This is a genomic window from Acidobacteriota bacterium (genome assembly GCA_016196065.1).
GTDB lineage: Bacteria > Acidobacteriota > Terriglobia > Terriglobales > Acidobacteriaceae > Acidiflorens.
Window position 1 is genome coordinate 1,241,350 of sequence record JACPYL010000010.1, and the last position, 23,914, is coordinate 1,265,263.

Genomic DNA, 23,914 nt, shown 5'->3' on the forward strand with positions numbered 1-23,914 from the left:
GTAGCGTACCTGGCAACAAGGAGAAGGAGAGCGAGAAGATGATTTCTTCGCAGTGTAGGGTTGCAGTCGGGCTATTGGGTCTGACTCTATTGGGCTTGGTCGGGAGTGCCGCTTTTGCTGAAACCGTCAAGGTGGAAGGCGGCCTGCTCCAGGGAACTGTCGAGGACGGGCTCCGCGTTTATCGCGGAATTCCTTTCGCTGCTCCACCGATCGGCAACCTTCGCTGGCGGCCGCCTCAACCTGCCTCGAAGTGGAATGGAGTTCGCGCCGCGGACGAGTTCGGCCGCGCGTGTATTCAGACAAATGCGGCAATCGCAGATCTGCCCGCCCCCAGCGAGGATTGTCTGTACCTGAACGTCTGGACGCCCGCCAAGAGCGCAGGGGAGAAGTTGCCAGTTCTGGTCTGGATTCATGGTGGAGGTTTCGTTGCAGGCGCGCCCGCAGAGAAGCTTTACCACGGCGAATGGTTGGCTCACAAGGGTGTCGTCGTAGTTTCCCTTGGGTATCGCCTGGGCGTGTTTGGTTTTTTGGCACACCCCGAACTGAGCGCCGAAAGTCCCCACCATGTATCGGGCAACTACGGCCTCCTCGACATGATCGCCGGATTGCAGTGGGTCGAAAGGAACATTTCCGCGTTCGGCGGCGATCCAAAGCGGGTGACAATACAGGGCGAATCGGCAGGCGCGGTTGCGGTAAGCATCCTCTGCGCATCGCCGCTTACGAAGGGCCTGTTTCGCGGCGCAATCGCCGAGAGCGGAGGTTCTTTCGGGCCGGTGCGGGTCGATGCGTCTTTCGGCGAATCGGAACCGTTGGCCAGCGCTGAGAAGAGAACCGTCGACTGGCTATCATCCGCAGGAGTCGCCAACGTCGCGGAATTGCGGAAGATCCCGGCTGAGAAGTTGCAAACGATGATACCGGGTCAATTCGGTTGGGCTCGCCCAAATATGGATGGATGGGTCATTGCCGGAGATCAATACAAACTCTACCAGTCAGGCCAATACAACGACGTCCCGGTTCTGGTCGGTTACAACTCCGACGAAGGTTTATTGTTCGGAAATCCTAAGTCACAAGCAGCCTACGTTCAGAGTGTGCGAGAACGGTACCGCGAGTTTGCCGACAAGATTCTCGCTGTTTACTCCGGTGGTGAAAGCCTTGCTGAAAAGTGGACGGCGCGCAATCTGATGCGCGACTCGTCGTTTGGCTGGAACACCTGGGTATGGGCTCGTCTGCAAACGAAAACAGGGAAGTCCAACGTGTTCGTCTATTACTTTGATGAAAAAGCTGAACTTCCTGCCGGATCTGACCCCGCTGGCTACGGAGCGCGACACGCTTCGGAGCTTCCCTATGTTTTCCGCCAACTCACGGAACACAATCGCCCCGCTCCCACCCAAAAAGACGAAGCACTTTCGGACATGCTGCGCACCTATTGGACCAATTTCGCCAAAACCGGCGATCCCAACGGTGCCGGCTTGCCGAAGTGGCCAGTTTACAGCGATGCCACCCCGCAGATGCTGCACATTGAAGCGGGAAATACCAAGGCCGGGCCAATGGTTAACGAAAATGGGCTGAAGGTACTGGACGACTATTTTTCCTGGCGCCGAACGGATGAAGTGACCGCTGCACCGCATTAGGTTACAGTTCGTTCTAACGTTGGTTGGTTCCCGAATGACTTGGAATAACTCGTGCGTGCGGCCAATCGCCTTCAATAGCAGCCCAAATCCTTAAGCGAACTGCCCGCAGGCTCTGGCGGTACAGAAACGTGAGGCGACATGAATTCCCAATTCGGCCGAAGGTTAGTTTGGATCCTTAGCGCGCTGTCTGCCTGTGCTTCGGCGCAGCAGATAGACTCATGCGCCGCTCTGACGAAGTTCAAGAATCCCGGCGTGGAAATTACCAAATCCGTTCCAATTCCCGCCGGAACCACGGAGCCGAACCCGTGGGGGCCGGGTCACAGCGCGCCAATCCCTGCCTATTGCCGGGTCGAAGGCGTGATCAATCGGCGCACTGGAGTCGGCGGCGAGGAGTTCGGCATCAATTTCGCCCTGGCGATGCCTGATAAATGGAATACCGATTTCCTGATGCAAGGTGGAGGTGGCGGAAATGGAGTCGTGATGGCTCCGCTTGGTCTCAACGCCGCGGGAGACACGCCGGCCCTGATGCGTGGCTTTGCCGTGGTCAGCACCGATACCGGTCATAAGAGCCATCGAGGACCATTCGACTTCGATTTCATGAAAGACGAGCAGGCCTATCTGGATTTCGCCTATCTCGCCAACGCTCAGGTCGCTGCGGTTGCAAAACAACTCATCGCTCAGTACTACGGAAAGTCCGCCGCCCATTCCTACTTCTCAGGATGTTCCACCGGCGGCCGCGAAGGGATGGTTCTCTCGCAACGCTATCCCACGGTGTTCGATGGCATCATCTCCGGCGATCCGGCCATGCGGACCGGGCTTTCCAACTTGACCATCGGGAGATGGATACCCATTTCCTTCAATCAGATCGCGCCCAAAGACGCGAATGGAAAGCCACTCATCGAGCAGGCCATTACTGACAACGACCGCAAACTGATCAACGACGCTCTCCTCAAGCGATGCGATGCAAAAGACGGAGTCGCCGACGGCCTGATCTCGGATCCTCTCGCGTGCGATTTCGATCCTGAGATGCTGTCGTGCACGGGCGCGAAGAGCGACTCCTGTTTGGCGCCGGAGAAAGCGGCAGCCATCAAGAAGGCCCTTGGCGGCCCGAAAACCTCGACCGGAACACAGGTGTATCCTGCGTTCCTTTACGATAGGGGCATCACCAGCGGACCCCCTTTCCGCGGATTGCTGTCTCCCGGACCCGGCATCTTCGGACCTGCGACTACCGACATGTCATTGGATGTTGATAAGGAAGCACTGGCGGACATCCAGCCTCTGGTGGACTCAATGTCCACGAACTTGACTACATTCTCCAGTCACGGCGGGAAGCTAATTTTCTACCACGGCGACAGCGATCCGTGGTTCTCACCGCTCGACACGTTTGGCTATTACAAGGACATGGCTGCTGCCAACGGCGGTATGGAATCAGTATCGAAGTGGAGTCAGTTCTACTTTGTTCCGGGGATGAGCCACTGTGCGGGAGGTCAGGCGCTGGATCAGTTTGACTTATTAGGCGCCATGGTCGACTGGGTGGAGAAGGGAATCGAGCCGACATCAGTGATTGCGACCGGCAAGGCGTTCCCCGGACGTAGCCGTCCGCTTTGTGCTCATCCCAAACACACCCACTACAAGGGTCAGGGCGACACCGGAGACGCCAGTAGCTTCGAGTGCCGGTAAATCAAAGAATTGTACGAAAATGTTTTTGGCTCTGGGGTCCAAGGGACACTCGTAGCCACCACAGTATCCCACGGATTCGCCGCGATGGATTGGGAAAAAGCACCAGTTCCTACGACCCCGCAAGTCACCCCTTTCCATTCCTTCCGTATGCCAGCTATCCCACCTGCACCGGGACCAGCTTCTTGGATGCCTTCCAGAGCTGCCTGTTGATGAAACCAGGGGCGAGGCGGCGCATCCACGCGAGTGTTTTCGACTGTCCAGGGCGGATTTCGAGGGCGCCCGCCTTCAGGGATCCGAAGGATTGCTTCACCAGTTCGTCAGTAGTGATCACGCTGCCGCCGCCCTCCGAAATTTCTGCTGTCATGTCCGTCTTCACCGCTGGGGGCATGAGTTCGATGACCTCGACGCCGGTTTCCTCCAATTGGAACCGCAGCGACTGGGTGTACGAGTGGATTGCTGCCTTAGTAGCGCAGTAGATCGGCGCGGCCGGCAGCGGCACGAAGGCGAGCCCGGACGACACGTTGATGACCGTACCCTTATTGGCCGTGAGGATGTCGATGGACGCGGAGGTCATGCCGACTACGCCGCCGACATTGATGTTCAGCTCCGCCATTAGCCCAGCCAGGTCGGCCGCCGGGGCCTTGAGGTTCTTGTAGAGCATGATGCCGGCATTGTTCATCAGCACGTCGAGCCCGGGAAAATCCGCTTTCACGCGTGCTGCGAGGGCGGCGATCTGAGCGGGATCCGCGACGTCGCTCTGGATGGTGTGAATCTTCGGGTACTTTGCCTTCACCTTATCGAGCACCGCCTGGCGCCGACCAGTCACGATGACCTCGTTGCCGAGTTCGACGAACTTGAGCGCGAAAGCGAGGCCGATGCCGGCGGAGCCCCCGGTGATGAGGATGGTGCGATTAGTGAGTTTCATAAAGTCCTTTCGTCACCCTGTCCAGGGAGACGCGTTGAGTTCTACGGACCGGATAACTTTTCAGTCCCCACGAGTTCATCTTTCGATCCCGCGTTAGTGGTGTAGGATTATTAATGTAATCCTATGGATGCAAAAAAATCACCAGCTCTGCAAAAGGTGATCTCGAACACTGGCCAATAGTTTCTGCCTGTCGGCAGGGTCGGTAAGAATACGGGCGATGGATATAGCACCGGCCATCGCACTATAGATGACGAAAAGGTTTCGTTCTCGCTCTCTTGCCGTTGCTCCTGGCATGAATTCCACCCACTCGTTCATCAGGCCGGCAATTCGTTTTCTGACGCTAAGCTTGGCACGAGCGATTTCAGGCGCCAGCGCCGCAACCGGGCAACCGGTGTCGGGATGATCACAGTGCTCGGTTGAGAGGTACAGTCGAACGAGTTCCTTCCACTTGTCCTCACGCGGCACGTGTTCCAGGGCGGAACGGATATTCTCGTTAGATTCCGCGAATGCCTGGGCAATGGCCTCAGCGAGAAGCTCGTCCTTGCTCCGAAAGTGCTTGTAAAAGCCGCCGACGGTCAGGCCCGAGGCTTTCATCACACTGGCGACGCCAGGGCTGCTCAGCCCCTGAGCGCGAAGCTTGCGAGCGGCGTTCCGCACGATACGATCGCGCGTTTGCGTCTTGTGTTCCGGTTCGTAACGCATATCGGTTCTTCATTGGATTATATATATAATCCTCAGATTCAAAGATTTCAGTCAGAAGGAAGACTGTTTAAAGGAAGTCGGCGGAGAACCCGCCTCTGCAGACTACTATTGTACGAAATCAAAATGTGTTTGTAAATGATTGATAATAAACGATATAGTGGTGGAGGCGGCGGGAGTCGAACCCGCGTCCGAAAGTGTTACTGGTCAAGAGACTACATGCTTATTCACGTTCATGCCCCAGGCATTACCCTGGGACGTTCGCGACCGCCGCTCAGAACGGACAAGAAACGGTTGCCGCTAGCCTGAGATCTTAACCTCTCTCCCCAGACGTAGAAGAGAAGAGCAGCCCGCTGTGCGACGTCCTTCGGAGGCCCACGGGCGAAGCTTCCGGGAACGGCTGCCTAAACTAGTTAGGCTGCGTATGCCATCTGTTGATTGGCAATTATCATTTTGCACGCGATCACGGGTGTGTGCACCCCGGCATGCCTCTTGGCCGCAAGCATCTCCGTCGAAACCGTGACGCCCCCAACTTGGTGGGATTGGCCTTCAAAGAACTACCTCTATTGTCGCACCCCCGGCCGGGATGTCAAATGCCGAAGGGCCCCTCTCGTCCATCATTTGCACGATACAATCCCTGCATCGTGAAGAACCGCCGCGACTTCGTGAAAGCAGTGTCCATGGGAGGGGTTGTGCTCTACGCTACCGGCCCCTGGTCTTTGGAAGCCCGGACCGCTGGCGCCGCGGAACAGATCGAGAACCAGTTTCTGACTGCCCGCTTCGACAGCGCCACGGGTCGAATCCATGTGGATCGCAAAGGCGGGCCGATTCTCCTGCGGAATGTGGTGGCACGCGCGGCTTTTGGCAACTCGGTGCGGTCGACGGCGGATTCGGAATATCAACGGTCGGTGTCGGTCCGCTCCGTGCAAGATGCGCTCGGGAATGGGCGGCAGATTTCGGCAAAGTGCTTCGACCGGCGAAAGCAGGTGGATTTTGAAATCCTGCTGAGCCTGTACGACGGTCGGAATGCGCTGGTGGTTGAAGTCATTTGCCGCAACGCTTCTGGCCGAGACGTGCGTCTTACACGGATTGAACCGGTGCGCGCGGTGTTGGAAGAAGGAGGCGAATGCGGTTGGGGCGACGCCAGCAAAGCGCTCACCAACGGCTACATGTATCCCGACCCGGGCCGGGTCGAGGAAATGTCCAACCTCCATGCGACTACGAGCATGTGGAACATGGGGTTTTATCGCGGGCCGCAAGAAGAAGCGCTCGTCGTCGGCTACCTCGACAATAACGCCGCCACCGGACGCATCTCTGCGCTGTACGACCGCACGCTCGAATTGTTTCAGGCGCACGGCAGCATGTCTCTGACGGCGGAATCGCTCTGCAATGAATGCGTGTTGCGGCCGGGCGCGAGTGCGACGTCGGGAAAGTTCATCTTCAATATTGGCCCCGACCCTTTCACAGCTCTCGAAAGTTACGCGCAAGCCGTGGCGGATGTTCATCAGGTGCGGCTGAACCCGATCATCAATGGATGGTGCAACTGGTACTACTCGCACGAGTACATCAACGAGGACGAGATTCTGCGGAATGCGGAATTCGCGGCGCGGACGCTGAAAGGGTATGGGCTGGAGTATGTCCAGGTTGATGCGGGCTGGTTTCGCACCTACGGAGACTGGGAAGGGAATCAGAATTTTCCGCATGGCATGAAATGGCTGGCGGGAAAAATTCGCGAGCAGGGTCTCCGCGCCGGGCTGTGGTTTGCACCCTATTGCATTGCGGAAGGTACAGAAGTGCGGGAGCGGCATCCAGACTGGCTCCTCACCGATGATCAAGGCAAGCCTCGACAGTGTGGTGGCGGCTTGAGCACTCCGCAGGTCGGCGCGTATGGCATCCCGAGCCTGATGAAGAAAATTTATGGTCTTGATGTGACTCATCCCGATGCGGCGGCGTGGATGCACGGCGTGTTCAAGAAAGCAGCCGACGACTGGGGCTACGATTTCATCAAGATTGATTTCGTTGAGTGGACCATCCTGAGCGCGGATCGTTATCACGATCCGACGTTCAGCAAAGCGGCGGCCTATCGCAAGGGATTTGAAGTGATGCGCGACGCGATTGGGCCGCGCCGTCATCTGCTCGATTGTGGTCCCATGAACACGACCGTCGGATTACTGGACAGCGCTCGCATCGAAGTTGATCTGCCTCACTTGACGTGGGAACAGTACACCGCAAATTTCAATAGCAACGGTCCCGCGATGGCGAAGCGGTACTACTTCAACCGGAAGACCTGGACCAACGACGCCGACCATCTGGGACTCGCTCTGTTGACGCTGGGTCAGGCGCGAGCGGCGGCATCGATCATCGCGCTTTCGGGCGGCACCATGATTTCGGGTGATCGCTTGGTGGATCTCGATCCCGACCGGTTGGAGATTCTACGGAGAGTGTACCCATCGTATGGGGTGGCGGCGCGTCCGGTTGATTTGTTTGAACGGGACAAGCCGGAGATTTTCGAGATTGCGGTCAAGACGAAGTTCGCGCAGTGGTCGGTCGTGGCGCTCTTTAACTATACGGATGCGATCGTGACGAAGAGCGTTCCCCTGCACCGCTTGCGTCTTCCCGATGCCAAGAGTTACACCGCGTTTGAATTCTGGAGTCAACGCTTGCTCGGAGAAATTGATCGAGAACTTGCAGTGCGTGTTGATCCCGAATCGGTGGCACTGCTGAGTATTCATCCGCAGACGGGAATCCCGCGCGTAGTCTCGACCGACCGGCACTTCACACAGGGAGCGGTGGAGCTTGAGAATGTGATGTGGGACGCGGACTCCAAGACCCTGAGCGGTACTTCACTGGGACCTGCAGGGACGGCGCACAACATCAGCATCTACATGCCGCGCGAATACAGATGGGACAATGAGCGTCCTGACTACTTTCAGGAATCAGGGCCGTTTTCCATCAGACAGATACAATCGGATTTGTTGCGTGTCCGGGCTCGTTTTGATGCTGGCACTTCGACGATGTGGCAGGTTAGGTTCGCCCGCAAGGCTTAGGTTTCTCTTCGGCCCAACCGCGGTTCGCCAAGTTCAGTTGTCCAGCTCCGCCAACCTGCAGATAAATCCCCAACCTCCACCCAGTTCACTCAACCCGAGCACAAGTTCGTTGCTGCCTTTTTTCAAGTGGACGTAGATCGCGTCGTTCTCCGGATTGACGATGCCGAGGAATCCGGGATCGCGGAAGTTCTGGGCGCTGCGTCCGCGGTAGAGTATCTGTCCATTTAAGAAGACGCTGACGTCGTCGCTATAGCCGAGGTAGAGTTTTTTCACCTGGTCGCGATCGGACTCGATGGTGGTTCGCGCATAGAGGACCTTCATCCCGGGCTGCGGGTCAAGGCGTTTGGAAAAGTCGGTCGCGAACGAGACCCTCGGATGCGGCGCTGTACGGTACCGATAGAGCGCCACGAGCCCGGGTGGCTCCGCTTCCACATCCTGCCACTGGATCGCTTTGCTTTCGGAGGCCGTCAGCGGACGTTCCAGATTGCGAGCGAGCGCGTCGTACGCAGGGGAGATACTCCACTTCGACAGAGTACCTGGCGGCATAGGAGGCAAGTGGCGCTCCCAGGGCGTGTCTGGCGTTGCCCGCATTTCAAAATTCGAAAAATAGGTTTCGCCGATCAGGACGGCGAGCGCGATCTGGCCTCTTTGAATGCCGCTCTTCAAGTCGTTCATTACGAGTGCGGGTGTGTCCATGTCGCTGACGTAAAGTTTGGCTTGTGCGCCGGTGATTTCCAGGCGTAAGTGGAACCATGCGTCACTCGGGATTTCGACTGCCCCAGTGAAGCCGGGTCCGTTGTAGAGTTGCCAGTTGAGTCCGGTGTTGAGGACCGGCGTGTATTGCATCGCATCGGGAAGCCCTGATTTATGCTGGCGAAGATAGACCCACTCGCCGTTGAGTCCAGCACTGTCGCCCCGAAATTGAATGCCAAAGAATCCCCGTCGCGCAGGTGTTGCGACGTCGACGTCGATGACGCCGTCGCGCATTTCAAAGTCCTTTACGGTTGCTGCGCCGCCATTGAGCAGGAGGCTCTTGCGTCCTTGATATTCGGTCGCCTTGGCTTCGCCTTCCAGTTCCCAGCGTGGGGAGTCGGGAGCGATCGGGACGGTTTGCGATTGGGCTGCGGATACAAACAGAAGAACAAGTGCACCTAGAGAGAGGGACCACAACATTGCTCGGAGATCCAGATACATTCTGTTGGCGGTACGCAGCTCGAAAAGGCCGCGAACAACGATTCCCAGTCTGACCATCTCGCACTCACCTCGTCGCTGTGAGACTCGCAAAGAGGGATAAAGTGAGCGGATGGGATTTCTAGCGGCCGAATAGCCGAAAAAGACGAAGCGCCTGACATTTGTCAAATTCCTGTCAATTCGGGCCTGTTTTCGGCTCGATTCGCGTGCTAACGTGATTTTTCGGGGTATGATTTGGTTGCAATGATTATGGCAGCAGAAGACAAATCGGTGATCTCGCAAAACACTCCGGTAGAGGCGCCGCCGGTCAGCCATGAACGTATCCTGGTGATCGAAGACGATCGCGGCGTGCAGAAGGCCCTGCGGCGTTTGTTCGAGGGCGAAGGATTCCAGGTGGACGTTGCTGGCAACGGTGCAGAAGGACTGGACCTGTTTCGTGGCTCCGTCCCATCGGTAGTGCTGCTGGATCTTCGTCTACCCGGAATGCTGGGGCAGGATGTCTGCCGTGAGATCAGCGCGGCCGCGCCTTCGCTGCCGATCATAATTTTGAGTGCCCGCACCGACGTGATGGATAAAGTCCTGCTGCTCGAGTTGGGCGCTCACGACTATGTGACGAAGCCCTTCAGTCCGCGCGAATTGCTGGCTCGGGTGCGAACGGCAATGCGGCGGTCGACGCGCACGCCGATCTCGGACAACTACTCTTTTGGAGATTCGAAAGTCGATTTCTCGAAAATGGAGTTGCACCGCAATGGCGCGGTGGTGCAGTTGACGGCACAGGAATTCAAGGTCCTGAAATTCATGATTCAGAACTCCGAACGCGTGCTGTCCCGCGAAGAGTTGCTGAATCACGTGTGGGGATACAAGAATTATCCGAGCACGCGGACAGTGGATAACCATATTCTGAAGCTGCGCCAAAAGCTGGAGCGGGACCCCGCTAATCCCGTGCACTTCCGAACCGTGCACAGCGCCGGCTACAAGTTCGTTCCGTAGGAAAGTTGCGCTGAATGGTCAACGGAAGGAGAGCCATGGGTGGGCTTCGGCTGCGTACCAAGTTCCTGCTGTCCATGGTTGCCGTATCTGCGGCGCTGACGTTTACCACGCTGTATGTGGTGCGACATACGGTGCAGCGGCAGGTTCGCACCCAAATTCAACGCGACCTTCAGAATTCAGTTTCTGCCTTCCGCAACTTTCAAAAACAACGAGAGCTGACGCTGGAACGATCTGCAGCCCTGCTCGCCGATTTGCCGAATGTCCGGGCGCTGATGACGACACATGATGTCGCCACCATTCAAGACCAATCCCACGATCTTTGGACTCTCTCTGGAAGCGACTTGCTGGTTTTGGCGGACCCGTCCGGCAAAGTGATGGCGTTACAGGCGACTCCACGCGAAGTCACTGTTCGTCAGGCACAGGATTTTGTTCCTGGAATTGTGTCGCATTCGGAGACGCGCCACTGGTGGTATGTCGAAGGACATCTCTACGAAGTGTTTTTGCAGGACATTTACTTTGGCCCGGCTAGCGGTCAACAGATCCTGGGATACCTAGTGCTCGGGTATGAGATTGACGACCGAGTCGCACACGAAGTCAGTCAGGTCGCCGCCAGCGAAGTCGTATTCCGGTCGGGAAATATGATTGTTCGCAGCACCCTGAAGCCCGCGCAGGAAGAAGAGATGCAGCAAGGCATGCAGAAAACTGCGGCGACGCCCGATGAGATCCGTCTCGGCGATGAACGTTTTCTGGCTACGACCGTGGACCTGTCTGGTTCGGGGACTCCGGAATTGCGGTTGTGGGTCCTGAAGTCTTTCGATCAGGCCACGGCGTTCCTGAGCAGCCTCAACGAATTGTTGTTGGCGCTCGGCTTGGCGGCCCTTCTAGCAGGGAGCTTGCTCGTATACCTGATTTCGCACACTTTTACTCGTCCTTTGGACGCGTTGGTCGCGGGCGTACGGGCTCTCGGGCGAGGTGATTTCGCATATCCTCTAGAGGCCCGCGGAGGAGATGAAGTCGCAGAAGTGACCGGCGCATTTGACCGGATGCGTACTGATCTGCAATCGACACAGCGTGAATTGCTGGATGCCGAGCGTCTGGCCACGATTGGCCGGATGGCGAGTTCAATCTCTCACGATCTGCGGCATTCGCTCGCCGCGGTGATGGCCAATGCGGAATTTTTATGCGAGAGCAACTTGTCATCGAGCCAGCGTGAGGATCTCTATGCCGAGATTCGAGTGGCGGTGAAACAGATGACGGATCTGATCGAGTCCTTGTTGGAATTCTCGCGGACGCGGGAGTCACTGCATCCTTCTCATGGCGATGTGCGGGAAGCGGTGGAGTCGGCAATCAAAGCGCTCAAAGCCCATCCGGAATTCCAGAAAGTGCCGATTCGAATCACCTGGGATGGCACGACCGAAGGCTGGTTTGATTTCAAGAAACTGGAGCGCGCATTAATTAACTTGCTGCTCAACGCCTGCGAAGTGGTGCCGTCTGGCCGGGGTCATATCGAAGTGCACTTGTGCCGCAAGGGACAAAATCTGGAAATCAGAATCAGCGACAATGGCCCCGGAATCGCAGAGGCTGTGCGCGGCGACCTGTTTGAGCCTTTCGTGAGTTATGGTAAGGAAAATGGCACGGGCATGGGTTTGACGGTCGTGCAGAAAATTGTGCAAGACCACGGCGGCGACGTGGCGGTGGAACAGACTTCGTCGGAGGGGACAACCTTCAGAGTCCGTGTCCCGCTCAGCGCTTCGCCCCAACAGGCGATGGCGGCGAAACACGTAACCTAGACTGCAAGCAAGATTAGAGACCCAAATTTTCCCTGGGATCAGTGTGGCAGGAGGCAACATGAGTACGAGGTATCCGTACACTGTTTTGCGATCCACAATGCTGGCGGGTGTTTTGGTCTGGACAGGGGTGAGTGCCGCGCAGGAACCGGCAAGCCCATCGGACTCCGCCTCTCTCGCCGACTCAGTTCGCGAACTTCGCGAGCAAGTCCGGCAACTGCAATCCGCCGTGACCGAAATCCGATCGGAGTCACAACACTACCGCGAAGAGACCACGGAATTGCGGCGGCAACTGGATGCGATGCGCACGGCACCCCCTGGAAACGGGCAACCAGCGGCCGTTGTGGCCAAGGGTGAGAGCAGCAATGGTCCCATGGTGCCTGCCAGTTCGCCGGATCCGACTGATGTTCAGGCGGACAAATCCCTGTCGCACACCTCCACCCTGGAAGAAGAGTATCAACTGCTCAGCGGCAAAATCGATGAACAATATCAGACCAAGGTAGAGAGCGCGTCCAAGTACCGCATGCGCCTTTCAGGAATCGTGCTGCTCAATCTCTTTAGCAATGTGGGAACGGTCGATAGTGTTGATATCCCCGCACTCGCGTCTGGGCGTCCGCCGGGTGGTTCGGATGGAAGCTTTGGCGGCACTCTACGGCAGTCGCAGATCGGATTGGAAGTCTTCGGACCCCAGTTGGCGGGTGCGCGCACCAAGGCCGACCTGCAACTGGACCTTGGCGGCGGTTTTCCAAGAGTGCTCAATGGAGTTAATTTTGGCCTGCTTCGTTTGCGGACCGGCATCGTGCGCATGGATTGGGCCCACACCTCTATCATCGCCGGACAGGACGGATTGTTCTTCTCTCCCAGTTCTCCTACTTCGTTTGCGTCGCTTGCGGTTCCGGCGTTTTCGTATACCGGCAATCTCTGGGGATGGATTCCGCAAGTGCGAATCGAACACCGGATTGCGCTGGGAGAAAACTCGAACCTCCTGCTGCAGGGCGGGATTCTCGATTCCGAGAGTGGAGAAGCGCCCCTATTCGATACTCGTCGAACACCACAGGCGGGTGAAAGGTCACGTCAACCAGCGTACGCAACGCGTGTGGCGTGGACGCGCACTGTTTTCGGACAGCCCCTGCGCATCGGGGTAGCGGGCTATTACGGCCGCCAAAACTACTGGTTCGATCGCAACATCGATACCTGGTCAGGAATGACGGATGTGGACCTGCCTTTGGGACGCCAGTTTTCATTGAGCGGAAAATTCTATCGCGGCAAGGGCCTGGGCGGCCTAGGCGGTGGCATCGGGCGCAGCGTACTATTCAGCGGCGATCCCCAGTCGCTCTACACAGAGATTCGCGCATTGAACTCGGCCGGTGGATGGGCGCAATTGAAGTACCGTCCTGCAAGCAAACTTGAGTTCAACGGAGCGTTCGGACAAGATAGTCCTTACGCGGCGGACCTCCGGGCATTTCCGAACCCCCAGTCCTATGGAGATCCGACGCTGACGAAGAATCAGGGGAGCATGGTGAACGTAATTTTCCGGCCTCGCTCCGACCTGTTGTTTTCGGCGGAATACCGGCATCTGAAGACTTTTACAATCGATAACGGAACTTCCAATGCAGACCACGTCAACCTTATGATGGGTGTGCTGTTTTAAGGACTTTAAGCAAAGAGGACTGAATCATGACGGACCGGCGAACATGGATCGCTGTTTTGACGTTGTGCTTCAGCGTGACTGGATTGTGCGCCCAGGTTGCAACTGTGCGAGTGCGCGTGGAAGTCGAAGGCAGTGCGAAACCAGCACGCTCACCGTTGCCGATAACCGTTGTCTGGCTGGCGCCAGTGGCTGGAACCATGGTCAACGGCGCGCCGCTTCCTCCTTCCGCTCCCGTGCGCCTTACACAGAAGAACAAGAAATTTGATCCTCATGTGCTGGTCGTTCCAGCGGGGACAGCGGTGGAATTCCCGAATCGTGACCCGTTCTTCCACAATGTGTTTTCGTTGTTTGAAGGCAAACGTTTCGATCTTGGACTGTACGAAGCGGGCAGTTCGCGGGTTGTGCACTTCGACCGGCCAGGGATCAGCTACATCTTCTGCAATATCCATCCGGAGATGAGCGGCGTTGTGATTACCCTCAACACGCCGTTCTATTCGGTTTTCAACGGCGAAGGTCAGATCGAACTCTCTAATATCCCCTACGGACGCTATCGCCTCAACTCGTGGAGCGAAGGCACCGGCCCCGAAAACACCCAGCCCGAGGGCCGCGAGATCACCATCGGGGAAAGTGAACCGAAACTGCTAGTCGTCCGGGTTCCGGCCATCAACGGGCAGAGTCTGGCGCACAAGAACAAGTATGGCCGTGACTACGAAGCTCCCGCACCGGACAATCCCGTTTATCATCCGTAAGGCCTGCTCATGAAAATTGAAAAGATACTCAAACGCTACCGCATCGAATCCGGGAAACATTTTCGCTTGAAAGATTTTGACCCTGCCGACACGCATGGTTTGAAATCCGAGTTTAAGCCGCAGGCCAAGGAGATGCTCACCAAGAGCGTCGAGGAACTGGCGCAATTGCAGGATATTCTTGCGGCGCAGGACCGATGGGGCCTGCTGCTGGTATTTCAGGCCATGGACGCTGCGGGCAAGGACGGAACGATCAAGCACGTGATGTCAGGCGTAAATCCGCAGGGCGTGCAGGTTACTTCGTTCAAGGCGCCCTCCAGCGAAGAACAAGACCACGACTTTCTCTGGCGCACGATGAAGCATTTTCCTGAACGCGGCGACATCGGGATTTTCAATCGTTCTTACTACGAAGAAGTTCTGGTGGTCCGCGTCCATTCGGACCTCCTGGCGAAAGAGAAATTGCCGGCGCCGCTAGTGACGAAGCGAATCTGGGACGAGCGCTTCGAAGACATCAACGCCATGGAGCGTTACCTCAGCCGCAACGGCATCGCGATCCTCAAATTCTTCCTGCACGTTTCCAAGAAGGAACAGAAGAAGCGTTTTCTGGAGAGACTCGACCATCCCGACAAAAACTGGAAGTTTTCGACTGCCGACGTGAAAGAACGGGCCTGTTGGGATGACTACCAATCGGCTTATCAAGACATGATCCGGCACACTTCGAGTCCGGATACACCCTGGTATGTGGTTCCAGCCGACAACAAATGGTTCACTCGACTGGTGGTCGGAGCCGCGGTCGTGGACGCTCTCAAGAGCATGAAGCTTGCCTATCCGAAGATCAGTGGGGAACAGAAAATTGAACTGGATGCGGCACGCAAGGAATTGCTGGCGGAGTAGATGAAGTTCAATTTCTACTTGGTTAAGACCACTGGCAGCGGCTGATCGTAAGGCTGGATCGTTACCGCTACTGATTTCCTCTTATCGAACGCTTCCTTGCTGACCGGAAAGCTCACAATGATTGTGCCTTTTTGCTCGGTTCTGGGCAGAAGCTTCATTTCCGGCGCGAGTGCGGGTTGCGAATTCGTCTTGAGAGCAGGGAAGCCCTGGAAGTAGCGTTCGAAATCCACGGAGGAAGCAGCATCGTCGTCGTAGGTTTTGCCGTCCGCGTCGGTAAGACGGGCCTTCACCGTGTGGATCCAAAACGACCTCGCTCCGCTGTTCTGTAACGTCAGCGTAATCGCAACCATCGTGCTGTTCTGGCCCGGGATTTCGACCGCGGCAACGTTATCAAGGGAGCCCCCGCCTTGGGGCGTCGGGCGATTGAAGAAGGCGAACGCGCCCAGAACCGCGGCCACCACGGCGATGCACAACAGGACAATTCCAGCCGGGGGCAAGTTGCGACGGGCGGTGCCGAATTCTTCTCCAATGCGGAAATCGGTGCGTGTAGTCGGAGGTATTCCAGAGGGCGGCGGGGGAGGCGTAGCATCAGGCATAAATAGTGCCATCATTGTACTCGGAATGAGGGTCTAGACTCCCCCGCCCACCCACTAACACTGATGGTTTGCCCGGGGTGCCGAGAACGGGACTTGCGGCCCATGACTTTGGTTACCTTGTCGGGGGTGACGATTGCTGCCACGATACCGAAGATTTCTTTTGGAGGTATTCGGCGGTGAATCGCAAAACCTTTATTACCGCATTGGGATGCGCCCTTCTAGCCACCACCCTTTTGGGGTGCGGAGGCTCCAACAAGTTACAGTCGATCACACTGGGGATTGGCGGTAACGGCGGCTTCTTTAACGTCGCGGGCATCGGCGGAACGCTCCAGTTGAAAGCGACCGGGAATTACAGCAGCACCAAGACTCACGATCTCACGAACGTGGTCACGTACACGGTTGTCCCGGATGGCGATTACGTCATCGACGACGGCGCTGGCAATGTTCAGTTCTTCCCGTTGCCGGCACCACCCACGACCGTCACCCTGAGCCCGACCGGCCTGATGACTGCGGTGGATCCTGCCGTTTGCACGTGGCAGAACGTGCAGCCAGATCCTACTAAAGACCCGTCTTGGGTGCTCACCGGTTCCTATAAAGTGACGGCCACGTTTCAGGGAATCACCTCGCAACCCGTTTTCGTAGGTGTGGCTTCGGCAGCTGGTCCGCCCCCGACCGGAGAATGCGGCCCTTCGTAGACCTTTAGACTCCGAATTACGCACTAGAGGACGACAGTCACAATGTCGTCCTCTTTTGCTTTTCTGAAGCATTTCGTTCTTCACAGAGGGATCGTTTGAGCATCCCGCCCCTGACCCTTATAATCATAAAGATCGGCCTGCATGCGGGTTGTCCCTGTCCACGGACCCGACCGGCACTGTTGAAACCCTGATGAAAGTTCGCCCCGGAGTTGAAGTCTCTGGTCAGTCCGATATTGGCTGCCAGCGCGAGAACAATGAGGATTCTTTCGGCTATTGGGAGCCGGAAGATGACGAGCAATTTCTCCGTAAAGGCCGCTTGGCCATCGTCGCCGACGGCATGGGTGGATACGAGGGCGGCCAGGAAGCCAGTCGTTTGGCGGTTGAGACCGTTTCTTCCTTCTACCGCGATCGCAACGGCAGTGACCCACAGCAGACTTTGAACGAGGCGTTGCAAGCCGCGCACGATCGCGTCCGGGAGCACGGATTTGCGAATCCGAAACTGCGCGGCATGGGAACCACGTGCACCGCGATCGCCTTGGTTGGCAACGCACTGTACTTTGCCCATGTCGGGGACTCGCGCCTGTACCTGGTGCGGAATGGACAGATCGCTCAGATTACGCGCGATCATTCCTATGTCGGAAGACTGGTCGAGTCCGGTGTGATCAGCCGCGAAGAAGCGGAAAAACATCCCCAACGAAATATTTTGACGGCCGCATTGGGCACGAGCGCCGATCTCATCATGGACGCGCCCGCGCAGCCGGAAGTGCTTTTTCCCCACGATGTGCTGGTGGTGTGCAGCGACGGCTTGTGGGGGCAAGTGCAGGACGCCGAAATTCTGCAAGCTGTGGCAAACAACGATCCCGAAGCAGCGGGAAGGGAACTGATCGACCTCGCACGCGAGCGGGGCGGTCCCGATAACATCACTCTGCAAGTCCTCCGTATCAGCTAGCCCAAATCTCCAGATGTTCTGAATCTTTCCCGGCGCACGGTATTTTCATTGTTTTGTGCGCAGGCCTACCGACGGAAGAGTGAAAAGACCTGCACTTGTCTCCTACCTGCACTAGTAGTTAAGTCCCGTAAGACATTGAATCCATGGGGCGTGTGCGGATTTTTGTCAATATTTCGTTTGGCAAGACGCTTGCTTTGCCTATAATGCCTATTAGTCCGATAGGGATTGTTACAGGAGCATCCAATGAAGGTCTCTCAAAAAGGGTTGTATGCCCTACAAGCGCTGATGATGCTGACGCGCCGCTATAACCAGGGAGCGATCCGCATACGCGATATCGCGTATGAGGAGAGCCTTCCAGAAAAGTTTCTGGAATTGATCCTCCTGGAACTGAAGAACGCACGCATTGTGGAGAGCGTGCGTGGAGCCAAGGGGGGCTACGCCCTAAGGCGTCCGCCTGCCGAGATTCGGCTCAGCGAAATCATCCGTCTCGTAGACGGCCCGCTGGCGCCGTTCGGCGACGCGGAGCAACTCCGCAGCCTGATCACGCGCGACGCTGACCACCGCGCGCTCTACCAGGTATTTCTCGATGTGCGCGATGCCGCCGCCAAAATTCTCGACAACACCACGCTCGCGGACCTGCTGAACCGCGGACCAGCCGGGCGGCGTGGCAAAAAGAAAAAGGGAGAAACCAGTGTGCTCCCGATGCAACTGCACGCTGGAGGGAAAGAGGGCCATGACTAAGCGGGTTTTTATAGCTGGACTTTTCTTATTGTTGTTCGGGATTGCGGCTTCGGCACAAACCGTCATCCATGTGGGTGCGTTTCCAAACATCACTCATTCGCAAGCCATGGTCGGCAAGGCCAATGGCTGGTTCGAAAAGCGCATGGGGCCGAAAGTCACGATCGACTGGAAATCCTTCAATGCCGGACCGTCTGCGATCGAAGCTCTATTTGCGGGCGCGATTGACATGACATACATCGGACCGAATCCGGCAATCACCGGGTACGTTCGATCGAATGGAGAAGCGCTGCGCATCGTAGCCGGCGCGACCAGTGGTGGAGCAGCTTTGGTAGTCCGCAACGACTCAGGAATTCAGAAACCCGAAGATTTTCACGGCAAGAAGGTGGCGTCGCCCCAGATGGGAAATACGCAGGACGTCGCTTTGCGCGCGTGGTTGATCGCCCATGGTATGAAGTCGACCGACAAGGGTGGAGACGTCCAGGTCATTCCACTCGCGAATCCCGATCAACTCACTCTGTTCATGAAGAAAGATCTGGACGCGGCGTGGGCACCGGAACCCTGGGCCACACGGCTGATCCGGGAAGGCAATGGCCGCCTGTTTCTAGACGAGCGCGAGCTTTGGCCAAATGGACAATTCGTTACCGCGCACTTGATTGTGCGCACCCAGTTTTTGAAAGAGCATCCCGATCTCGTAAAGGACTGGATCCGCGCACACGTGGAAGTGACGGACTGGATCGGCTCTCATTTGCCCGAAGCCAAGAAGTTGCTTAATCAGCAGATCCAAAAAGAGACTGGCAAGCCGTTAGCGGACGCTCTTCTCGACGAGGCCTTCGGGCGAATGACGTCGACCTATGATCCGCTGCGAACGTCGCTGATGACGGCGGCCAAGTCAGCATTTGACGCCGGTTTCCTCGGCCGCCAGATGCCCGATCTTTCCAACCTCTACGACTTATCGCTGCTCAACCAGGTTCTTGCGGAAAAGGGAAAGAAGGCCATTCAATGAGCACCAGTCCTCAAAATACTTACCCATCGTCGCTTCCGCAGGACCATCGGGGAGCCGGGCGGGCAAGCGTGCTGCGCGGCAAGCCGGCTTCGTCGGTGACCGTTCTGCCGGTACGGCATGAAGCGGGGGCCAATGTTATCCCCAAGGTTTCACTGGACAACATCTCGCTCAGCTACAAGACGAATGCCAAGGGCAGCTTGGTCGCCCTCGAGAATATTAGCCTTCAGGTCCAGCAAGGCGAGTTCCTCTGCATCGTAGGGCCGTCGGGTTGCGGCAAGTCGACCCTGCTCCATTTGATTGCCGGCCTGCACAACCAGACTTCTGGCCAAGTATTGATCGACGGTAAAGCTGTCAGCGGACCCGGTACGGACCGCATCCTGATTTTCCAGGAACTCGGACTATTCCCGTGGCTGACGGTAGGACAGAACGTCGAGTTCGGCATGAAGATGAAGAACATCTCGAAAGCCGAGCGCGAAGAGAAAACTCAGTACTACTTGAAACTCGTTCATCTCTCCAAATTCCGCGACAGCTACATCCACCAGCTTTCGGGTGGTATGCGGCAGAGAGTCGCCCTGGCGCGTGCACTTGCGACCGAACCGGATGTCCTGTTAATGGACGAGCCATTCGCGGCGTTGGACGCGCAGACGCGCGACCTTCTTCATGATGAACTCGAACGGATCTGGTCTGAAACCGGCCGCACCATCATTTTCGTCACCCACAACGTCCGAGAAGCCGTACGACTCGGAGATCGCGTGGCGCTGATGACGTTTCGTCCGGGCCGCGTAAAACAGGAATTTCCGATTCACCTGCCGCGTCCTCGACATATGGAAGAGACCGATGTGGCTCGAACGGCTGGCGAGGTTCTGGCTTGTCTGCGCGATGAAATCAACAAGTCCCTGGAAGTGGAGTACGCCGATGAAAAAGCTAAGTAGACGGATTATCTTTTACGCAGCGTTGATCGGTCTGTGGGCCCTGCTTGCGAAGTTGCATGTTTGGCCTCCGTACCTGTTTCCACCGCCGTGGGGCGTTGGAGAAGCGCTTTGGGCCGGTTTTCAGGATCACAGCTTCTGGATCGCGATTGGCGTCACCATGAAGCGCATGCTGGTGGGCTACAGTCTCGCGGTCTTCCTTGGGATCATCCTCGGGATCGGGATCGGCAGCTACAAGTTTCTCGAGGACACGGTCGGAGGGCTGCTTGTGAGTTTGCAGTCCTTGCCCAGCATTTGCTGGATTCCACTCGCCGTGCTGTGGTTCGGACTCACGGAGAAAGCCATCCTGTTCGTGGTGCTGATGGGATCGTTACTTTCCGTCACCATCGCCATGGAAGACGGCCGCAAGCAGATGCCGAAAATCTACGCGATGGCCGGACGCAACCTCGGAGCGACTGGCTTCCAGCTGTTCTGGTATGTGCTATTGCCTGCGAGTCTGCCATTTATCGTTTCCGGCCTGAAACAGGGCTTTGCTTTCGGATGGCGCTCACTGATCCAGGCGGAAATGATCTTCCTGAGCCTGGGCCTCGGCCAGCAGTTGATGATGGGCCGCGACCTCAACGATATGAACCTCGTGCTCGCGGTGATGATCCTGATTATCATTCTTGGTTTCATCATCGACGGCCTTGTCTTCCGCACCATGGAACGGAAACTCCAGGAGCGTTGGGGACTGGTTCCAGCCGCATAGAAAGTCCAAGGTTCTTAGGTTGCAGGTCACGGGGCAGGGAGTCACCTCCCCTGACCTGTGACCCGTCCTCCTCTTCCCCTTTCCCGGAATTTCATTTCTAATGCTCCCGCTATGTTTAGAAAACTTGCGTGCTTGGGCCTGCCTCTCTTTTCCCTGGTGATGTTTGCTGCTGACAACGATTCCGATCGGCTCATTCAGGAAGCACTGAAGCCTTCGCCTCTGGAGTCGAATCTGCGCCGCCTGACTGATGAAGTCGGAGGGCGTGTGCCTGGAACTCCCGCGATGCAGCGCGCCGTTGATTGGGGAGTAGCCGCATTCAAGGCGGCGGGCGCGGATAGCGTTCACACCGAGGAGTTCTCCATCGCCGCTTCCTGGGCGGAAGGCGCCACTTCAATGAACGCGGCCACCTATTCCGGCACTGCATTCCCGGTACGCGCGGTATCCATTGCATGGGCGCCCGCACTGGCGGCGGTGAAGCATGTCCCGGTGATGGATGTGGGTGAGGGCACCGAGTCCGACTTTGCTAAAGCCGGAGACATCTCCGGGAAGCTGCTGCTGGTCCACACCAGGGTGTTGGCTACGTGGGCTGATCTTTTTGGCGAGTATGAACAGGCTCCGGCAGTGATCGCACTCGCCGTCAAAGGAAAAGCCAAGGCGATCGCGTTCATGGCGACTCGCCAGAATGACATCCTCTACCGGCACACGAATGCGGTGGCGGGTGAAATCGACAAACTGCCGATGTTGGTGATCGCCCGCGAAGATGGCGAACGCATGGCAAGGTTGCTGGCTTCGGCCAATCCGCTGTGGGCGGATATTGCAATCCCAAATCACATTGGCGGGCCGATCAAGACTTGGAATGTGGTTGCCGAACTTCGTGGCAGTGAGAAGCCGAACGAGTTTGTCATTCTGGGTGCGCACCTTGATTCGTGGGAACTGGGAACGGGCGCGCTCGATAACGGCTGCAATGCCGCGCTGGTCATCGACGCGTTGCGAGCCATCAAAGCGTCGGGGTTGAAGCCGCGCCGCAGCATCCGTTTCATCTTGTTTTCCGGTGAGGAAGAGGGACTCATCGGATCTCGCATGTACTCGGTCGCGCATCGCAATGAACTTGATAACGCGGCCGGTGTTGTGATTTTCGATTCTGGAACCGGCAAGACGACTGGCTTTTCCACTGGAGGACGCAAGGATGTGGCTGCATCAGCTTTGCCGCTACTGGCGCCGTTAGAGCAATTCGGTGCGGCGAAACTCACTCCTTCGGCCGAGTCGGGCACGGACCACTTTGATTTCATGCTGGAAGGCGTGCCCACATTTGTAGCCGACCAGGAGGAAGCCAACTACCTCGTGAACTATCACGCTACTTCTGATACCTACGACAAGGTTGATTTCCCACAACTCAAGAAACACGTGGCGGAAGGCGCCTACCTCAGTTTTGCATTGGCGAATGCCGCTGAGCGCGTGGGGCCACGGCTGAGTCGTGCGCAGATCGACCAGTCCATGCGAGACCTTCATTTCGATGAAGAACTGAAATCCATGGGCATGTGGGACGATTGGGAGAGTGGGAAGCGGGGAAGGATCAAGTAGACGAAGTCGCGGGTTACAGATCACGATGAATCGTAATGCCGCGCTTTTGCTGGAAATCTAAGTGGCCCGTGGAGGTGTTCGTGCAGGAATCGACTCTTTCCGCACCGCCAGTTTTTCTCCCTCTCTGGGTGCGAATTGGCCTGGCCTGCCTCATGTTCGCAGTCTCGCTCCTGAACATGTGGAAGGGATCCTGGTTCCAGGGGGCTCCGTACCTTTGTTTTGGCTTGCACTACCTGCTCTATGTGCCCAAGCAGAAAGCGGAGACGTTCGTAGCATATTGTACAAAGTCACGAACCATCATGTCGGCGGTGTTGCTTGTCGCAGCTCTAGCTGGGTTTGGAAATAACCTACGTGTTGCATTTGCGAGGTAGGCCGTGGCTTTGTAGAAGGTATGACTCTTCTTGGCCGCCATACCAGCCTGGCCAAGCCTTTCCTGAAACCTGAAACCTGAAACCTGAAACCTGGAACTTGGAACCTGAGACCGGCTCTCATGTCGTAAGATTCCGTAGTGCTGCTTTTCTGGATTCTCTTCAACGTTTTTGTGCTGGCGATGCTCGGCCTCGATTTGGGAGTGCTGAATCGCAGGTCCCACCGCGTCGAATTTCGCGAGGCACTGGCATTATCAGTTTTTTGGATTGCGCTGGCTGCCTGTTTCTCTGTTTTCGTTTTCTTCTGGCAGGGACGCGCCGTTGCGCTGGATTTCGTTACAGGCTATGTGATCGAACTCTCGCTCAGCGTGGACAATCTCTTCGTCTTTCTGGTTATCTTCCGTTATTTCAAAGTGCCAGAGAGTCAGCAACACAAGGTTTTGTTCTGGGGAATTATTGGCGCGCTGGTGATGCGCGGCGTGTTTATCCTCGCAGGCGTGGCGCTCATCCGGCGGTTTGAGTGGATCACATACGTGTTTGGAGCCTTTCTGATCTACTCGGGCTATAAGTTATTGCGGCAAGGGGAAACCGAGATCCATCCCGAGAAGAATCCGGTGCTTCGGATGTTTCGCAAGATTCTTCCGGTCACTCACGACTATGAAGGCGGGAAGTTTTTTGTCCGGCGCCCCGGACTCTATGCCACGCCCCTGTTCGTGGTGCTGCTCGTGATCGAAACCACGGATGTGCTCTTTGCGGTCGATTCGATTCCTGCCGTGCTCGCGATCACCCTGAACGCATTCATCGTTTACACCTCGAACGTGTTTGCCATTCTCGGTCTCCGATCAATGTACTTTGCGCTCGCGGGCATGATGGAAGTTTTTCACTACCTGCATTACGGCTTGTCGATCGTGCTCATGTTCATTGGACTGAAGATGCTGGGGGCGCATTACATCCACATTCCGACAGTGTGGGCGTTGGCGATTGTTATCGGAGTGCTGGGAACCTCGGTGCTCGCGTCGGCGCTCCGGCCCAAGAAAAGTTAAGAGCGGCGAACCTTGCATGA

General features: G+C 56.8%; 20 protein-coding genes and 1 other RNA gene. 16 read left to right on the forward strand and 5 right to left on the reverse strand.

Annotated features, from left to right (window positions below):
• Nucleotides 1–38 precede the first annotated feature (38 nt).
• Complete coding sequence (locus HY010_08430) at nt 39–1,631, forward strand: carboxylesterase family protein (GenBank protein MBI3475745.1); 1,593 nt, start codon at nt 39–41, stop codon at nt 1,629–1,631.
• A 138-nt stretch (nt 1,632–1,769) separates the two neighbouring features.
• Complete coding sequence (locus tag HY010_08435; GenBank protein MBI3475746.1) at nt 1,770–3,311, forward strand: tannase/feruloyl esterase family alpha/beta hydrolase; 1,542 nt, start codon at nt 1,770–1,772, stop codon at nt 3,309–3,311.
• A 154-nt stretch (nt 3,312–3,465) separates the two neighbouring features.
• Here the strand turns inward: HY010_08435 and HY010_08440 are convergent, their stop codons facing one another.
• The 3 genes from HY010_08440 to ssrA form a co-directional block, all read right to left on the reverse strand.
• The gene (locus tag HY010_08440; GenBank protein MBI3475747.1) at nt 3,466–4,236 is read right to left on the reverse strand and encodes an SDR family NAD(P)-dependent oxidoreductase; all 771 of its coding nucleotides are present in this window, start codon (nt 4,234–4,236) and stop codon (nt 3,466–3,468) included.
• A 138-nt stretch (nt 4,237–4,374) separates the two neighbouring features.
• Nucleotides 4,375–4,938, reverse strand: a complete 564-nt coding sequence (locus HY010_08445; protein ID MBI3475748.1) for a TetR/AcrR family transcriptional regulator — start codon at nt 4,936–4,938, stop codon at nt 4,375–4,377.
• Nucleotides 4,939–5,096: 158 nt separating this feature from the next.
• Nucleotides 5,097–5,465, reverse strand: a transfer-messenger RNA (tmRNA) gene (ssrA, locus tag HY010_08450).
• 63 nt (nt 5,466–5,528) lie between these two features.
• Between ssrA and HY010_08455 the strand changes: the two genes are divergently transcribed.
• Nucleotides 5,529–7,982, forward strand: coding sequence for an alpha-galactosidase (locus HY010_08455; protein ID MBI3475749.1), 2,454 nt, complete (start codon nt 5,529–5,531; stop codon nt 7,980–7,982).
• 33 nt (nt 7,983–8,015) lie between these two features.
• Here the strand turns inward: HY010_08455 and HY010_08460 are convergent, their stop codons facing one another.
• The gene (locus tag HY010_08460) at nt 8,016–9,155 is read right to left on the reverse strand and encodes a hypothetical protein (protein MBI3475750.1); all 1,140 of its coding nucleotides are present in this window, start codon (nt 9,153–9,155) and stop codon (nt 8,016–8,018) included.
• Between the two features lie 267 nt (nt 9,156–9,422).
• Between HY010_08460 and HY010_08465 the strand changes: the two genes are divergently transcribed.
• From HY010_08465 to HY010_08485, 5 genes are read left to right on the forward strand one after another with little or no spacing between them, the layout of a single operon-like run.
• Complete coding sequence (locus HY010_08465; GenBank protein ID MBI3475751.1) at nt 9,423–10,163, forward strand: response regulator transcription factor; 741 nt, start codon at nt 9,423–9,425, stop codon at nt 10,161–10,163.
• A 35-nt stretch (nt 10,164–10,198) separates the two neighbouring features.
• Nucleotides 10,199–11,953, forward strand: coding sequence for a HAMP domain-containing protein (locus HY010_08470; GenBank protein MBI3475752.1), 1,755 nt, complete (start codon nt 10,199–10,201; stop codon nt 11,951–11,953).
• A gap of 58 nt (nt 11,954–12,011) precedes the next feature.
• On the forward strand, nt 12,012–13,601 hold the full coding sequence (locus HY010_08475) for a hypothetical protein (GenBank protein ID MBI3475753.1): 1,590 nt from the start codon (nt 12,012–12,014) through the stop codon (nt 13,599–13,601).
• Nucleotides 13,602–13,627: 26 nt separating this feature from the next.
• Nucleotides 13,628–14,350 (forward strand): hypothetical protein, encoded by a 723-nt coding sequence (locus HY010_08480; protein ID MBI3475754.1) that lies wholly within the window; start codon nt 13,628–13,630, stop codon nt 14,348–14,350.
• A 9-nt stretch (nt 14,351–14,359) separates the two neighbouring features.
• A complete protein-coding gene (locus HY010_08485; GenBank protein ID MBI3475755.1) occupies nt 14,360–15,241 on the forward strand; it encodes a polyphosphate kinase 2 family protein in 882 nt (293 codons plus the stop codon).
• A gap of 14 nt (nt 15,242–15,255) precedes the next feature.
• On the opposite strand, the gene HY010_08490 is transcribed toward HY010_08485, so the two are convergent.
• Nucleotides 15,256–15,837 (reverse strand): hypothetical protein, encoded by a 582-nt coding sequence (locus HY010_08490; protein ID MBI3475756.1) that lies wholly within the window; start codon nt 15,835–15,837, stop codon nt 15,256–15,258.
• 176 nt (nt 15,838–16,013) lie between these two features.
• On the opposite strand from HY010_08490, the gene HY010_08495 reads away from it, so the two are divergent.
• The 8 genes from HY010_08495 to HY010_08530 all read left to right on the forward strand — a co-directional run bounded on the left by HY010_08495 (nt 16,014) and on the right by HY010_08530 (nt 23,894).
• On the forward strand, nt 16,014–16,532 hold the full coding sequence (locus tag HY010_08495; protein ID MBI3475757.1) for a hypothetical protein: 519 nt from the start codon (nt 16,014–16,016) through the stop codon (nt 16,530–16,532).
• 190 nt (nt 16,533–16,722) lie between these two features.
• On the forward strand, nt 16,723–17,481 hold the full coding sequence (locus tag HY010_08500; protein MBI3475758.1) for a Stp1/IreP family PP2C-type Ser/Thr phosphatase: 759 nt from the start codon (nt 16,723–16,725) through the stop codon (nt 17,479–17,481).
• 243 nt (nt 17,482–17,724) lie between these two features.
• A complete protein-coding gene (locus HY010_08505) occupies nt 17,725–18,222 on the forward strand; it encodes an Rrf2 family transcriptional regulator (GenBank protein ID MBI3475759.1) in 498 nt (165 codons plus the stop codon).
• Entirely contained in the window at nt 18,215–19,225 is a 1,011-nt protein-coding gene (locus HY010_08510) for an ABC transporter substrate-binding protein (protein ID MBI3475760.1), read from the forward strand. The genes HY010_08505 and HY010_08510 overlap by 8 nt, the downstream gene beginning before the upstream one ends.
• On the forward strand, nt 19,222–20,157 hold the full coding sequence (locus HY010_08515; protein ID MBI3475761.1) for an ABC transporter ATP-binding protein: 936 nt from the start codon (nt 19,222–19,224) through the stop codon (nt 20,155–20,157). The genes HY010_08510 and HY010_08515 overlap by 4 nt, the downstream gene beginning before the upstream one ends.
• A complete protein-coding gene (locus tag HY010_08520; GenBank protein MBI3475762.1) occupies nt 20,141–20,902 on the forward strand; it encodes an ABC transporter permease in 762 nt (253 codons plus the stop codon). Before HY010_08515 ends, HY010_08520 begins: the two co-directional genes overlap by 17 nt.
• A gap of 132 nt (nt 20,903–21,034) precedes the next feature.
• Complete coding sequence (locus HY010_08525; GenBank protein MBI3475763.1) at nt 21,035–22,483, forward strand: M20/M25/M40 family metallo-hydrolase; 1,449 nt, start codon at nt 21,035–21,037, stop codon at nt 22,481–22,483.
• Nucleotides 22,484–22,991: 508 nt separating this feature from the next.
• Nucleotides 22,992–23,894 carry a TerC family protein gene (locus HY010_08530; GenBank protein MBI3475764.1) on the forward strand — a complete coding sequence of 301 codons (903 nt, stop codon included), beginning with the start codon at nt 22,992–22,994 and terminating at the stop codon, nt 23,892–23,894.
• Nucleotides 23,895–23,914 lie beyond the last annotated feature (20 nt).